This is a genomic window from Pseudomonas sp. LBUM1662 (genome assembly GCF_059695915.1).
Genome location: NZ_CP166793.1, coordinates 4,013,105 through 4,027,115 on the forward strand (window position 1 = coordinate 4,013,105; position 14,011 = coordinate 4,027,115).

Sequence of the window (14,011 nt, forward strand, 5' to 3'; positions counted from 1 at the left end):
ATGAACAATCAAAATTTTGCGGTCGACCAAGTCGCCGTGGTCACCGGTGCCGCTCGCGGTATCGGGCTGAGCATTGCCCAACGACTGGCGCACCAGGGCGTGTTTGTCTACCTGCTGGATCGCGACGAACAGGCGCTGAACGCCAGCGTCAGCGCGTTGCACGCCGAGGACTTGAAGGTCGCCGGGATTGCGCTGGACCTGACCGAAGGCGAGTCCGTCAACGCCGCTTTCGCGCAGATTCGCGAAGCCCATGGCCGTCTGGATTTCCTGGTGAACAACGCCGGTGTGGTGCGCGACAAACGCTTCCTGAACATGACCGAACAGGACTGGGACCTGGTGGTCGACACCAACCTGCGGGCGCAATTTCTCTGCTGCAAAGCGGCCCTTGCGCTGATGCTGGAGAAAGGCTTCGGGCGCATCGTCAACATGTCGTCCCGGGCCTGGCTGGGCGGTTTTGGCCAGGCCAACTACTCGGCGGCCAAGGGTGGCGTGGTCAGCCTGACCCGCAGCCTGGCCATCGAATTCGCAGCCAAGGGCATCACCGTCAACGCCATCGCACCCGGCATCGTCGACACGCCGCTGTTCCAGAGTTTCGCGCCTGAGGTGCAGGCAAAACTCAAGGACACGGTGCCGGTAAAACGTATCGGCACCCCGGACGACATCGCCAATGCCGTGGAGTTTTTCCTCGCCCCGGCCAGCAGCTACGTTACCGGGCAAACCCTGTATGTGTGCGGCGGACGCAGTCTGTCCTCGGCCAGTGTGTGAGGTGAACGCCATGTCAGTCACTCTGGAAATACACGGCGCCGTGGCGCTGATCACCCTTAATCGCCCGCAAGCGCTGAACGCACTGGACCTGGATTCTCTCCAGGCCCTGCGCGGCCATCTGCGTGAAGTGCGCGACCGCAAGGAACTGCGTGCAGCCGTGATCACTGGAAGCGGTGATCGCGCGTTTTGCGTCGGCGCCGACCTGAAAAGTACACGCGCCTCGTCAGCTTCGTACGCCGAGGCATTGTTTTTGGCCAACGAGCCCGCCGCAGACGCCGGGCTCTACATCCGCAAAATGGACCTCGCCGACCTCGACCTGCACAAGCCGCTGATTGCCGCCATCAATGGTCATTGCCTGGGCGGCGGTCTGGAACTGGCGCTGCAATGTGACCTGCGCATTGCCAGCGCCAGCGCAACGTTCGGTCTGCCGGAAGCGGCCGTCGGTTCGATTCCGGCGGTCAGTGGTCTGCATCGTTTGATGCGCGCTGTGCCGCCCGCCCACGCGATGCAAATGGCCCTGACCGGGGCGCGTATCGATGCGTGGCAGGCCCAGGCCATCGGCCTGATTTCGGAGCGTCTGGACAGTCACGAAGCGCTGCTGCAACGGGCGATGGTCCTCGCCGAGCAGATTGCCCGTCAGGCGCCACTGGCGATCCAGGCCTTGCAAACCCTGGCCCGCAGCACCGCGCACTTGAGCGACAGCGACGCCCAGCGGTTGACCGAACTGTACTGGGGCGTGTTGCGCGACACCGAAGATCGCCTCGAAGGCCGGCAGGCGTTTGCCGAAAAACGCGCACCGCATTACACGGGCCGCTGAAGAGTCCGAGGAGGCGAACATGTTACGCACAGCTCTGGACGGCCTGACCGTCCTCGATTTCACCCAGATCGCCGCCGGCCCCACGGCAACCATGCTGATGGCCGACATGGGCGCACGGGTGATCAAGATCGAATCCCACGAAGGCGAGTTGGGCCGCACCCTCGGCCCGGCGTGGGTTGGCGAGGATAGCGCGCTGTATCACGCGTTCAATCGCGGCAAACTCGGAATGAGCCTGGACCTGAAACACCCGGACAGTGCGGCGGTGATCAAACGCCTGGTGCTGCAAGCCGACGTGTTGGTCGAAAGTATGCGCCCCGGCGTCATGTCTCGACTGGGGCTGGGTTATGAGGACCTGGCCGCGCTGAAACCAGACCTGATCTACTGCTCGATTTCCGCTTACGGACAAGAAGGTCCGTATGCAGACCGCGCGGGGGTCGACGGCATTCTGCAAGCCGATTCCGGCCTGATGAGCCTGATCGGCACGCCGAACTCGGCGCCGTCCAAGGTGCAAGCGCCGGTGGTCGATGTCGTCACTGGTTACATGGCGTGCATGGCCGTGCTGGCCAAGCTGCATGCCCGGGAAAGGGATGGTTTGGGCGGCCACCTCGACGTCAGCCTGATGAACTCGGCACTGGCGCTGCAGCAGGCGTCGCTGGCGAGCTTCCTCTGCGACGGCAAACTGCCAACCCGCATCGGCAGCGCCGCGCCCTATTCCGCCCCCAACGAAGCTTTTGAAGCGGCGGATGGCTGGCTGATGGTCGCCGCGTACAACGGCAATCGCTGGCCGACCTTGTGTGGTGTGCTCGGGCATCCAGAGTGGATCGACGACCCGCGCTTCGCCAGCTCGGCGCAACGCGTCATTCACCGTGAAGCCATGTGCGCGGCACTGACCGACGTGTTCCGCACCCGGCCTGTTGCGCATTGGCTTGAGGTGCTGCGCGAGGCCGACATCCTTTGTTCGAAAGTCAGCGATTACAACGACGTGCTGGCCCATCCGCAGATCGCCAGCAACGGCATGCTGGTGGAACTGCACCACCCGCAGCATGGCGTGGTGCGGGTGCCGGGGTTTCCGGTCAACAGCCTGGAGGCGGCGCAGACGCCGTATGCACCGGCGCCGGACAATGGCCAGCACTCGTGTTCAGTGCTGCGTGAGTTTGCGTTTTCCGAGGATGAAATTGCCGGGCTGCTGGCATCCAATGCAATGCGTTGTTCGCCTATTTAAGATCAAAAGATCGCAGCCTCGTTGCACTCGACAGCTCCTACAGGTGTACGCGAAACCGTGTAGGAGCTGTCGAGTGCAACGAGGCTGCGATCTTTTGATCCGTTTGGTGCTTTACTGAAAAGACCCCAAAGCCCTGCGAGTACCCGGACATGAACCGCAACGACCTGCGCCGCGTGGACATGAACCTGTTGGTGATTTTCGAAACGTTGATGTTCGAGAAGAACCTGACCCGGGCCGGGGAGAAGCTGTTCCTCGGTCAACCTGCTGTCAGCGCATCTCTGGCCAAATTGCGCGATCTGTTCGACGACCCGCTGTTGGTGCGCAACGGCCGGGTGTTGGAGCCGACCCAGCGTGCGTTGGCGATTCTTCAGGAGTTGCAGCCGGCGATGGACACCATCTCCGGTGCGGTGAGCCGGGCCAAGGATTTCGATCCGTCGACCAGCCGTGATGTGTTTCGCATTGGCCTGTCCGACGACGCCGAGTTCGGTCTGTTTCCTCCGCTACTCAAGCAGATACGCGAAGAGGCGCAGAACGTCGTGGTGGTGGTGCGTCGGGTGAATTACCTGTTGATGTCACCGATGCTCGCCTCCGGGGAGATTTCCGTCGGGATCAGCTACACCACCGAGCTGCCGGCGAATGCCAAGCGCAAGAAGTTGCGGGATTTGAGCGTGAAGATTCTGCGTGGCGATAACCGTCCGGGCACGCTGACGCTGGATGAGTATTGCGAACGTCCGCATGCGCTGGTGTCGTTTTCCGGGGATTTGACGGGTGCCATCGACAACGATCTGGCGCGCATCGGCCGCTCGCGTCGGGTGGTGCTGGCGGTGCCGCAGTTCTCCGGGCTGCGCGCCTTGCTGGCCGGCACCGATATGCTGGCCACGGTGCCGGACTACGCGGCGTGTGCACTGATCGAGGGCAGCAACCAGTTGCGTGCCGACGACCCGCCGTTTGACATCGTGCTGTCCGAGCTGTCCATGGTCTGGAACGGGGTCAACGATAACGATCCGGCAGAACGTTGGTTGCGCTCGCGTATTGCCCAACACATGTCGGCTGAACTGCCGGTGCTCTGAGCGAGTTGAAATCCGGATCGGTCTCGCGCAGGAAGATCGGCATGTCGGTCATCGGTGGCATGGCGGGAATGTCGAAGTACATCTGGATCACCCAGCCACGGTGATAGCTGGCGTGATTGACCACGTGCAGCAGCATCGCCCCGGCGCTCATGGTGCCGCTCTCGCCCGAGACAAACGTGAACTCGACGGGTTTATCCAGCGATCTTTCGGTCTGCCGGGCGCTCCAGTTGCAATACCAGTGATCGATCTCCTTTTGCGCCATGCGCAAATCAGCGAGGTCGGGATGCAGCAGATCGTGTGAGGTTTTGAAGCCGTGCCCTCGGCCTTCGAGGTGAGCCTGCCAGATGCAGTCCACGACGTAGATGTGGTTCAGGGTGCCGATCATGTTCTTGAACACCGACACACGCTCTTTGTTGACCTCTCCCGGTGGTAAAGCGGCCAGGCTGTCAAAGAGGCGCTGATCGGCCCATTGCTTGTAATCGGCAAGCATGCGGGCAGTGCGTACGTTGATCATCAGAGTTCTCCCATTACGATGGGCGCACTGGCAAGCATAGACCGCTCGGCGGACCGCATCGCAATGGCTGATAACCGGCACTTCGCCACGACGCCGCCTCTCGGTGGTCGGCGGCTCCGGCGAATCCCGTTTCGTGAGTGAATTCGGGAGATTTCAGGTGCGCTGGAGGATCTGGTCCATCACCCAATCGGTTTTCAGCGCGTGTTCGGCTACCGCCGGATGCTGCGACTCGCCACGGATGTGAGCGTTCATGCCCAGCACGTGATGCCACTGAATGTGTTCGTGATGCTCGATGTGCAAGCTGATTTGTTCATCGGCTTGAAGTTGCACCGGGTACTCATCGAACACTGAAAAACTGATCCGACCTCTGCTGCCGATCAGCTCGACCCGGTCTTCACGGCGATCCGCCACAAAATTCCAGCAGCCCATGCCCAGGGCCCCCGAAGCGAACCGCCAACTGGCGCTGACGGCGTCTTCGGCGGGATACAAACCCGCCTGCCGCGCGGTGAAACCGGCGACTTCGACGATATCGCCGAGCAGATACTGGAACAGGTCCAAGCCATGGCTGGCCAGGTCGGCAAAGTAGCCACCACCGGCAATCACCGGGTCAGTGCGCCAATTGTCGACGCCACCCAGATCGTTAGGCGAAGGTGCTTTGGTCAGCGTCCAGGTCAGATGCCGCACCTCGCCGATCCGCCCCTCCTCCAGCCACTGCCGCACTTGCTGAAAACGCGGCAGCGAGCGTCGGTAATAGGACACGAACAGGTGCAATCCGGCGTCGGCAAAAACCTTTTGCATCTCGCGGCTTTGCCCGGCATTCAGCGACATCGGTTTTTCGACGCAGCAATGCTTGCCCGCCGCAGCGACCATCAAGCTATAGGTGTGGTGACTGTCGGGGGGCGTGGCGATGTACACCGCGTCCACCTCGGGATCATCGATCAGCGCTTGCGCGTCGGTGTAGACCCGGGCGATGCCGTGGCGTGCGGCGTAGTCGGTGACCGCTTCCAGACGCCGCCCCATCACCGCCACCAGCGCCGAGCCGGGCGCATTGTAAAAGGCCGGTCCGCTCTTGCGTTCAGCGACACTGCCACAACCGATCATGCCCCAGCGTACGACGTCCATGTTCTCTCCTTGATCCTTAGCCGATGCGCAACGCGCGCAGGTCCAGATGACCGTCCTTGAGCGGCGGGCACCAGTAGTAGCCGCCAGTGATCGGGCGGCTGATGCGATACAAACCGTCGGTGATGCCGTCTTCCAGCCCGCACATGCGTCGCAGCTGAGCTTCGAAAGCATCGAGGGAAAAACCGAACGCCAGGAACATCAGGCCGGCGCGATCACCTTCGATCCACGGCATCGAGCGACGGACCACGAACGCTTCGGGGGCGAAGCTTTCCTGGGCGGTGCGTTTGACGTGGGCGGAAATCGGCGCATCATCCAGCTCTTCGTTATCGCTCAAGCGACGGCCCATGATGTTGTCCTTTTCATGGGACGGCATCGCGTGGAAACCCTTCAGGTCATGCTGCCACTGCTGGATCGCGGCGAAGCTGCCACCGACCAGGCCTTCAGCGCCTTCGCCCAACAGCGCAGCGGCCACGGCGGCTTCGTCGTGCGGGTTTTCGGTGCCGTCTTCGTAGCCGGTCAGGTCGTGGCCGGTTATGTGGCGGAAGGTTTCGTTCGTCTGTACCAGGCGCAGCGCTGGTGCCAGTGCGGCTTCGATGGCGTGGCTGCGATTGAGCAACTCACCACGGTCGACGCCGTGCAACCAGCACCAGAGTGCGTGTTGGGTCGACGGGTTATCGACGCCGACACCGGTCAGCGCCGGAAACGGTCGCAAGCCATCGATCTGCGCGTGCAGCGCCTTGACCAGGGATTCACCAAAGCCAACTACCACCGACTTTCCATCCACCAGCTGCATCAAGTTATCGAGCGCGGCCGGCAAGGCTTCGGCGGACTCGAGGGCGAAGAACATATGACGGGCTTGAGGCGGAACGGGGGTGGCGAGAATGCCCGGCTGGTAGTAACTCATATGAACTCCTTGAAAAAGAGCGCGGAGTTTAACCGGGGATGAGCCTTTGTGTGCACTCCCCGTAGCAGCTGCCGAGTAGCGCGAGGCTGCGTTCGGCTGCGCAGCAGTCGTGAAATCAGGCACTGCGGTGCGTCAGGAATACTTTGCACATAGGGTTTACGACTGCTTCGCAGCCGAACGCAGCCTCGCGCTGCTCGGCAGCTGCTACCAGGGATTGGTTGTTAGTGAGAGTGGGGGTTCGTTGCGAAACGCGCTCGGGCTCATGCCGGTCCAGCGCTTGAACGCCCGGCGAAAGCTGCGCACGTCGCTGTAGCCGACTTCTTCGGTGATGCGCTCGATAGACAGGTTCGGGTTGGCCAGCAGACTCAGGGTGCGGGCCTGGCGTACTTGCTCCAGCAGCGTCTCGAAGGTCAGCGCGTGTTCGGTCAAACGGCGGCGCAAGGTGCGGCTGCTCATGTTTAGGTCGCTGGCGATCTTCTCGATGTGACTGCCCTCGGTCAAGTCCCGGGAAATCGCCCGCTCCACCGCCTGGATCAAGTCCATCTTCTGATGAACCTGCGCGGCTTCCAGCTCAAGCAATTTGACCGCCTGACGCAACGCCAGGGAATGGTGATTGGGCAGGTGCACGTCCAGCCAATGGGCGGCGATCACCATGCGGTTTTGCCGGCAACCGAAACGCACGTCCGGCCCCAACAGCCGCTGGTATTCGCTGAGATAGTCTGGCGCCGCGTGCATGAATTCCACCGCCATTGGCTTGAAATCGGCGCCCGCCAGCGCCCGGCCGTACACCAACAGGCTGGCGAAAAACTCCTCGACCGCAAACAACTGCACGTCAGCGAACGGCAAGCGGCATTCGACGTCGACAAACACCCGATCGCCCGCCTCCTCCACGCTCGACACTACGATGCCACCCGAGGTGTGCTGATGCCGAATGCCCAGCGCAAAGGCATCGCGCAAGGTCTTGCACAACGACAGCACATGCCCGAGCAACCCGAGCGTGCCCAGCACATTCTGCGCGCCCACCCACAAACCCAGCCCCTGATTGGGCAAGACCTTGAGGGCGCGCTGAATCATGGCCACGGCTTGCCGATAGGAAATGCGTTGCGCCGGGTCCTGAAGGTCTTCAAGGGTAAAACCCAGGCCTCGACAAAGGCTGTCGGGATCGACGCCTTTTTGCTCGGCGACTTCGGCCAGGGTTTGCAGCAGAAATGGCGACACCAGCGCCAGTTCAAAGGTGGGATCGATAACTTTCATCTGCATGGGGCTAGACATTCCGGATCAGGCTGCATTCTTATTTTTGTTACCGGTTATGTCGAAAGAAAGTAGCACAGGGTTTAAAGCCTGTCCGCAGAAGTCCCCCTAATGGCCGCCAATACCCTGCCCCGTATGGCGCAGACAGCTTATTTCTATGGGGCGGCCTGCGTGTGGCCGCCGGTTCGCCCGCTAACAATAATAATGAGTACACACATGAACCCGACCCGCACGAGATTTCCCCTGCTGGCCCTGAGCATGGCCGGCGTCTGCGCCATTCAACCAGCCCTGGCCACCGAGGCCGGCGTCGACAACATCGGCCCAGGCACCGACGGTTTCTTCATGCTGCCGCTGGAGGTCGACAGCCTTCCGGACAACATGGTTGTGTTCAATCTCTACTACAACCACTACAAATCCACGAAGCTCAACATCAGCTCACTCGGCGGCAAGGTGCCAAATGTCGAGATCGAATCCACGGCAGTCGTTCCGCGCCTGGATTACCTCAGCCCTGTGCGGGTTTTCGGGGGGCGGCTGGCCGGCTACATCGGGCAGCCGTGGCTGAAACAGGAAGTCTCGGTATTCGGCTTGCAGGACACCCGCGAAGGCATGGGCGACACCACTTTCGCGCCGATCATTCTCTGGGACATGGGCAAGAACCTGACCCTCGGTGCTGCCGTGGAAATCACCGTGCCCACCGGCGAATACAGCGTCGATCGCCTGGCCAACACCAGCAACAATTTCTACACCTACAAACCGCTGTTTTCCTTCACTTGGCTGCCGACGGAAAGAACCGAGGTGTCGATGAAGACGACGTACAGCTTCAACGAAAAAAACAAGGACACCGATTACAAGTCGGGGCAGATTTTTCACTTCGATTATTCCGCGAGCTACAAGATCACCGACAACCTGATGCTGGGGCTGAACGGCTACTACTTGAAGCAGACCACTGACGACAAACAGTTCGGCCACACCGTGCAGTTCAATGGCGAGGACGTGAATGACGGCGTGCGCGGGCAGGTGTTTGCGATCGGGCCGGCGTTGCACCTGACCTTTTTGAAGTACGCCAGCGCGGAGATACGCTGGGCCAAGGAATTCGATGTGGAGAACCGGCCTGAGGGCGAGATGCTTTGGGCCAAAGTCAGTATTCCGTATGCGTTCTGACTAACACCCCCGCCCCTGTAGGAGCTGTGTAGGAGCTGTCGATTGAAACGAGGCTGCGATCTTTTGATCTTGATCTTTTTAAAAGCAAGATCAAAAGATCGCAGCCTCGTTTCACTCGACAGCTCCTACATTGGGGTTGGGGGACGGGTTTGGGTTTGGGTGTTGGGGGGGTCGAGGGGGGGTCAGGTGTAGACGGGCCAGGCGTCGACGATTCGTCCGCCCCGAACTGCCAACAAATCCCCAAACTGCAACAACACCGACTCGGTCTGGGTCGGCCGTAAAAACACCTGATCCTCAACCCTGAGCCCCACCGCCGCCGAACCATTGACCATCTCCTGATTCGAGCTGCGGCCATACACCCCATTGCTCTGCAAACCCTGTGGCGATTCAAACTCCGCCATCCAGTTACCGCCATAGATAAAGAACGTCTCGCGCTGATTAACGTCCCACCACGAAAACAATCTCGACTTGTCATCCAGCGCCGGAATGTTCACCGGGCCAGTGCTTTTCAACACCGGTGTCGCGATAAACGCCGCCGGCACATGTTCGATTAGCGACGGCAAATCGTAGTGCGTCGGCTTGAGCATCGCCGTGCCCACCGACACTTCGCTGCTCAGGCTTTCCTGTTCGTGCATGCGATAACTCGGGCTGCCGGCGGTATTGAGCGTCAGCCCTTCACGCCATAACCCCGGGTATTGCTGACGGGTGAAGTCGACGCAGCGGTTGTAAATCAGCATGACCTTGGCGAACAGTTCCTCGGGCGAACCCAGAATCCCCGGCACACCCATGCCCACGAACGGGTCGTAGCCCATGAACCCGGCGAACTCCAGGTGCTGCGGGTTCGCGCTGATCAGCGTCAGCATCTGCCCGAGCACTGTCAGATCACCCACACCGCCGCGATGCAAACCCACGTCCAGTTCAATGTTCACCCGCAATCGCGTGCCCAAACCCTTGGCCAATGCAAGGTACTGCTGCAAGCGTTCCGGCGTATCGAGCAGCCATTGCAATTGCTTCGACGGGTCGAACGGCCCGGTGTGCGAGGTGTAAAACAACTCGGCCGAACGCACCGGCAGCGGCTTGCCCAACAAAATATCGGCCTGGGGAAACTGCACCGCGTCATGGTTGAGAAACGGCTGATGAAACGACATCAAGCGCTGGCTGCCGGTGCGCTTAGCGATATACCTGAGCAGCCCCGGCGATGGCAGTGATTTCTCCACCAGACGCAGGTTCTTGCCACCGCGCTTCACCGACAGCATCACGACATCGATGTTGTGGTCGAGCCGATCCAGGTCGATCAGCATCACCGGCCGCATCGGCCCGTAGGCCTTGAGTTCATCGTTCAGCGCGCGGAAATAGTCGCTGTACGGACCGCCCCGGTCCCCCGGTCGCAGCCACGCGCCAACCCCCGCCATCAAGGCGCCGACACCGACGGTTCCGAGCAGAAAATTACGACGATTGACGGCCATCAGCTCACCCCCAGAATCGACGATAAATGCGCGTTGAGAAATTTGCCGCTGGGGTCGAGTTCCTGTCGAACCTGAATGAATTCCTGCCAGCGCGGGTACAACGGTTGCAGGCTTTTCGCGTTGAGCGTGTGCAACTTGCCCCAATGGGGCCGGCCGTTGTACTTCCAGAAAATCGGCTCGATGGCGGCGAAGAAGTTGTGGTGATCCATCTGGTAATGCTGATGGACCGAGATCGAGCAACTGTCGCGGCCTTCAAACATGCTCAACGGAATGTCATCGGCTTTGACATAGCGGTATTCGATGGGAAACCAGGTGCGCAGGTCCTTGTCCTGAATCAGCTTCAGAATCTCGCGCAAGCAGGCCGGGCCGTGCTCCGCTGGCACTGAATACTCCATCTCGTTGAATCGCACCGTGCGCACGTTGGCGTAGATGTCGAACGAGTCGCCCACCCGGTCATCAAAACTGGCCAGGTGACGCAGGTTGTTGAGCATCGTGCGGCGCAGATCGGGGAAGTCGCTGGCGTATTTGTCGATCTTCTCGATCAGCGTCACGAACTCGTTGCCGCCCTCTTCATCCGGCGGGATCGGCGGTGTGGCCGGGTCGGTGGTTTCGTTGAGGGCGATCGACAAGGCGTAGTCGGAATGGGTCACCACGAGCATTTCCCAGTGCTGGTTTTCCCGGGTGTTCTTGTCGAGGTCTTCGAGCAGCTCTTCGGTCTTGGCGATCCATTGGCGCTCCCGCAAGCGATACGCCGGGCGGTTTTGCAGCCGCACTTTGGTGGCCACGCCGAGCGCGCCGAGGGACACCCGCGCAGCGCTGAATACCTCGGGATGGCGCGTGCTGTCGCAGTCCAGCACTTCACCGTTGGCGTTCACCAGTTGCAGGCCGCAGACGTGGGCCGAATAGGACTGAAAGTTTTTGCCGGTGCCATGGGTCGAGGTGGCGATCGCGCCGGCCAGGGTCTGGTAATCGATATCGGCCATGTTCTGCAGGGCCTGGCCGATGTCCTTGAGCGGCGTGCCCATGCGCGACATCGGTGTGCCGGCGGCGAATTCGGCCTGCAGGGTTTGGGCATCGTGATCGAGCAGCCCGGTGAAATAGCTCAGGGACAGCAACGTGCCGTCAGTCGGCACCAATGCGCTGAAGGAATGCGCCGAGCCGACCGGACGAACCTTGCCCGGGGCCTGGCGGATCACCTGAGTCAGCTCGTCCAAAGTCTTGGGCGCCAGACGCGCGGCCGGCAGGCAACTCTGGCCGCCGGACCAGTTGCGCCAGGGAATCAGCCGCGGTGCACGGAGGAACTCGGCCAACGCGGAGGTTGAGCCCAGCGCGGTGAAGGCGCCAATGACACTTGCCCGTTGCAGCAACTGACGCCGTGTTAAGTCCATCGTCATGAATCGCACCCTGCCGTTCTTATTGTGGGATGGTCTGGCCGGACATAAAGGCAATCAGCGCCATGAACTCTTCCTGCGAACACTGCATGCACATCCCCATCGGCGGCATGCCGTTGTAACCGTTGATCGCATGGTCGAGCAGCGTGTCGGCGCCCTGCTGCACCCGCGGCTCCCAGGCTTTTATGTCGCCGGTCATCGGCGCGCCGGCCGCCGGGTTGGCGTGGCAGAGCTTGCAACTGTTGTCGTAGACCTGCGCCAGTGCGGCGTCGGCAGGCATGGAGGCGGCCGCTTCGTTGTGGGTGGCCGGGCTTTTCGGCTCATCGCCACAACCGCTGAGCAGCGCGGCGAAGACGCCGCCCATCAACGCCAAACAAAGGCTAGGCTTTTCAGAGACTCGACTGGCCCGCATGGTTGTCCTCTCGTTGGCATCCCTCGCGGGAGCACCTTTTTTATTGTGATCAGGCACAGGTCAACACTAAGGCACCGACGCGCACGGGTTGAGGGCATTGGGGGCCAACAAGGGGGGCATCTGAGGCCATGACCGAAGGTGACTGCAGTTGCACAATCGAAAACCCTGAATCGCCGAACGATGAGATGAGTCATGACAAGCGAGGCCGAGGTCTGCTAAAACGATTCATCAGTTCATCACCCATTCCAGACGGGGTAGCGACATGACCACAGCACATATCCTTGGCAACCTGTTTCCCGACTCAAGCGACATCCCGGAAAAATACCGCCTCGACGGCCAGACCGAGCAGCGTGAATACCTGGTCGATGGCGAACTGAAAACCTGGTCCGGCCCCCTCGCCCAGGTCCGCAGCCCGGTGTACCTGACCGGCGAAAACGGCGACGAACAAGTGATCCTAGGCAGCACGCCACTGCTCGACGCTGAAACCGCATTGACCGCACTCGACGCCGCCGTCCGCGCCTATGACCGGGGCCAGGGGCTGTGGCCGACCATGCGCGTGGCCGAACGCATCCAGCACGTCGAAACGTTCCTGGGCCACATGCGCGAACAGCGTGAGGCGGTGGTCAAGCTGCTGATGTGGGAGATCGGCAAGAACCTCAAGGACTCGGAAAAAGAGTTCGACCGCACCTGCGATTACATCGTCGACACCATCAACGCCCTCAAGGAACTCGACCGCCGCTCCAGCCGCTTCGAGCTGGAACAGGACACCCTCGGGCAGATCCGCCGCGTTCCACTGGGCGTCGCCTTGTGCATGGGCCCTTACAACTACCCGCTGAACGAAACCTTCACCACGCTGATTCCGGCGCTGATCATGGGCAACACCGTGGTGTTCAAGCCGGCCAAGCTGGGTGTGCTGTTGATTCGTCCGCTGCTGGAAGCCTTCCGCGACAGCTTCCCGGCCGGGGTGATCAACGTGATCTACGGCAGCGGCCGCGAGACCGTCAGCGCGCTGATGGCCAGCGGCAAGATCGATATCTTCGCGTTTATCGGCACCAACAAAGCCGCCAGCGACCTGAAAAAACTCCACCCGAAACCCCACCGCTTGCGCGCGGCGCTGGGCCTGGATGCGAAGAACCCGGGCATCGTGCTGCCGGAGGTCGATCTGGACAACGCGGTCAACGAAGCGGTGACCGGCTCGCTGTCGTTCAACGGCCAGCGTTGCACCGCCCTAAAAATCCTCTTCGTCCATGAAGACGTGGTCGAATCGTTCATCGAGAAATTCAACGCCAAACTGGCCACCCTGAAACCGGGCATGCCGTGGGAAAGCGGCGTGGCGCTGACGCCGCTGCCGGAAGCGAGCAAGGTCGATTACCTGCACTCGCTGGTCGCCGATGCGGTCAGCAAAGGCGCCAAGGTCGTGAACCCGAATGGCGGTGAAGCGCGGGCGTCGTTCTTCTACCCGGCCGTGCTGTTCCCGGTGACGCCGCAGATGCGCGTCTACCAGGAAGAACAGTTCGGCCCAGTGGTGCCGATCGTGCCTTACCGGCATCTGGATACAGTGATCGACTACGTCCTGGAATCGGACTTCGGCCAGCAGTTGAGTATCTTCGGCACCAACCCGGTGGCGGTCGGTCGACTGGTGGACACTTTTGCCAACCAGGTCGGCCGGATCAACCTCAACGCCCAGTGCCAGCGCGGCCCGGACACCTACCCGTTCAACGGCCGCAAGAATTCCGCCGAAGGCACGCTGTCGGTGCATGACGCGTTGCGGGTGTTCTCGATCAGGACGCTGGTGGCGACCAAATTCCAGGAAACCAACAAGGAACTCATCAGCGAGATCATCAGCGGACGCAGTTCGAGTTTCCTGACCACCGATTACATCTTCTGAGGACACCGAGCCTGAACACGTTCAGAGC

General features: G+C 61.1%; 13 protein-coding genes. 6 read left to right on the forward strand and 7 right to left on the reverse strand.

Going from position 1 to position 14,011, the window contains the following annotated elements:
* The 4 genes from ACA049_RS17920 (at position 1) to ACA049_RS17935 (ending at position 3,874) form a co-directional block, all read left to right on the forward strand.
* Positions 1–765 (forward strand): SDR family NAD(P)-dependent oxidoreductase, encoded by a 765-nt coding sequence (locus ACA049_RS17920; RefSeq protein ID WP_497328596.1) that lies wholly within the window; start codon positions 1–3, stop codon positions 763–765.
* A gap of 10 nt (positions 766–775) precedes the next feature.
* Positions 776–1,582: an enoyl-CoA hydratase/isomerase family protein gene (locus tag ACA049_RS17925; protein WP_497328597.1), complete on the forward strand. Its 807-nt coding sequence runs from the start codon at positions 776–778 to the stop codon at positions 1,580–1,582.
* Between the two features lie 19 nt (positions 1,583–1,601).
* Complete coding sequence (locus ACA049_RS17930) at positions 1,602–2,804, forward strand: CaiB/BaiF CoA transferase family protein (protein ID WP_497328598.1); 1,203 nt, start codon at positions 1,602–1,604, stop codon at positions 2,802–2,804.
* A 149-nt stretch (positions 2,805–2,953) separates the two neighbouring features.
* Positions 2,954–3,874: a LysR substrate-binding domain-containing protein gene (locus ACA049_RS17935; RefSeq protein WP_497328599.1), complete on the forward strand. Its 921-nt coding sequence runs from the start codon at positions 2,954–2,956 to the stop codon at positions 3,872–3,874.
* Here ACA049_RS17935 and ACA049_RS17940 read toward each other — a convergent pair.
* The 4 genes from ACA049_RS17940 to ACA049_RS17955 all read right to left on the reverse strand — a co-directional run bounded on the left by ACA049_RS17940 (position 3,795) and on the right by ACA049_RS17955 (position 7,674).
* Positions 3,795–4,388, reverse strand: a complete 594-nt coding sequence (locus ACA049_RS17940; protein ID WP_497328600.1) for a DinB family protein — start codon at positions 4,386–4,388, stop codon at positions 3,795–3,797. The two genes, ACA049_RS17935 and ACA049_RS17940, sit on opposite strands and share 80 nt — an antisense overlap.
* A gap of 153 nt (positions 4,389–4,541) precedes the next feature.
* Positions 4,542–5,510, reverse strand: a complete 969-nt coding sequence (locus ACA049_RS17945; RefSeq protein WP_497328601.1) for a Gfo/Idh/MocA family protein — start codon at positions 5,508–5,510, stop codon at positions 4,542–4,544.
* 16 nt (positions 5,511–5,526) lie between these two features.
* On the reverse strand, positions 5,527–6,414 hold the full coding sequence (locus ACA049_RS17950) for a Dyp-type peroxidase (RefSeq protein WP_497328602.1): 888 nt from the start codon (positions 6,412–6,414) through the stop codon (positions 5,527–5,529).
* A 204-nt stretch (positions 6,415–6,618) separates the two neighbouring features.
* Positions 6,619–7,674 (reverse strand): AraC family transcriptional regulator, encoded by a 1,056-nt coding sequence (locus tag ACA049_RS17955; RefSeq protein WP_497328603.1) that lies wholly within the window; start codon positions 7,672–7,674, stop codon positions 6,619–6,621.
* A gap of 207 nt (positions 7,675–7,881) precedes the next feature.
* Here ACA049_RS17955 and ACA049_RS17960 point away from each other — a divergent pair, with 207 nt between their 5' ends.
* A complete protein-coding gene (locus ACA049_RS17960) occupies positions 7,882–8,826 on the forward strand; it encodes a SphA family protein (RefSeq protein ID WP_497328604.1) in 945 nt (314 codons plus the stop codon).
* A 182-nt stretch (positions 8,827–9,008) separates the two neighbouring features.
* On the opposite strand, the gene ACA049_RS17965 is transcribed toward ACA049_RS17960, so the two are convergent.
* The 3 genes from ACA049_RS17965 to ACA049_RS17975 all read right to left on the reverse strand — a co-directional run bounded on the left by ACA049_RS17965 (position 9,009) and on the right by ACA049_RS17975 (position 12,047).
* Positions 9,009–10,217, reverse strand: a complete 1,209-nt coding sequence (locus ACA049_RS17965; RefSeq protein WP_497336901.1) for a DSD1 family PLP-dependent enzyme — start codon at positions 10,215–10,217, stop codon at positions 9,009–9,011.
* 74 nt (positions 10,218–10,291) lie between these two features.
* Entirely contained in the window at positions 10,292–11,686 is a 1,395-nt protein-coding gene (locus ACA049_RS17970) for a D-arabinono-1,4-lactone oxidase (RefSeq protein ID WP_497328605.1), read from the reverse strand.
* A 19-nt stretch (positions 11,687–11,705) separates the two neighbouring features.
* Positions 11,706–12,047, reverse strand: coding sequence for a c-type cytochrome (locus ACA049_RS17975; RefSeq protein WP_497336903.1), 342 nt, complete (start codon positions 12,045–12,047; stop codon positions 11,706–11,708).
* A gap of 310 nt (positions 12,048–12,357) precedes the next feature.
* Between ACA049_RS17975 and ACA049_RS17980 the strand changes: the two genes are divergently transcribed.
* Complete coding sequence (locus tag ACA049_RS17980) at positions 12,358–13,983, forward strand: NADP-dependent glyceraldehyde-3-phosphate dehydrogenase (protein ID WP_497328606.1); 1,626 nt, start codon at positions 12,358–12,360, stop codon at positions 13,981–13,983.
* Positions 13,984–14,011: the final 28 nt, after the last annotated feature.

Excerpts from the sequence above, each read along its gene's own strand:
- ACA049_RS17940 (WP_497328600.1), bottom strand. The coding sequence starts at position 4,388 with ATGATCAACGTACGCACTGCCCGCATGCTTGCCGATTACAAGCAATGG.
- ACA049_RS17950 (WP_497328602.1), bottom strand. The coding sequence starts at position 6,414 with ATGAGTTACTACCAGCCGGGCATTCTCGCCACCCCCGTTCCGCCTCAA.
- ACA049_RS17945 (WP_497328601.1), bottom strand. The coding sequence starts at position 5,510 with ATGGACGTCGTACGCTGGGGCATGATCGGTTGTGGCAGTGTCGCTGAA.
- ACA049_RS17930 (WP_497328598.1), top strand. The coding sequence starts at position 1,602 with ATGTTACGCACAGCTCTGGACGGCCTGACCGTCCTCGATTTCACCCAG.
- ACA049_RS17925 (WP_497328597.1), top strand. The coding sequence starts at position 776 with ATGTCAGTCACTCTGGAAATACACGGCGCCGTGGCGCTGATCACCCTT.
- ACA049_RS17970 (WP_497328605.1), bottom strand. The coding sequence starts at position 11,686 with ATGACGATGGACTTAACACGGCGTCAGTTGCTGCAACGGGCAAGTGTC.
- ACA049_RS17920 (WP_497328596.1), top strand. The coding sequence starts at position 1 with ATGAACAATCAAAATTTTGCGGTCGACCAAGTCGCCGTGGTCACCGGT.
- ACA049_RS17955 (WP_497328603.1), bottom strand. The coding sequence starts at position 7,674 with ATGCAGATGAAAGTTATCGATCCCACCTTTGAACTGGCGCTGGTGTCG.
- ACA049_RS17975 (WP_497336903.1), bottom strand. The coding sequence starts at position 12,047 with ATGGGCGGCGTCTTCGCCGCGCTGCTCAGCGGTTGTGGCGATGAGCCG.
- ACA049_RS17980 (WP_497328606.1), top strand. The coding sequence starts at position 12,358 with ATGACCACAGCACATATCCTTGGCAACCTGTTTCCCGACTCAAGCGAC.
- ACA049_RS17935 (WP_497328599.1), top strand. The coding sequence starts at position 2,954 with ATGAACCGCAACGACCTGCGCCGCGTGGACATGAACCTGTTGGTGATT.
- ACA049_RS17960 (WP_497328604.1), top strand. The coding sequence starts at position 7,882 with ATGAACCCGACCCGCACGAGATTTCCCCTGCTGGCCCTGAGCATGGCC.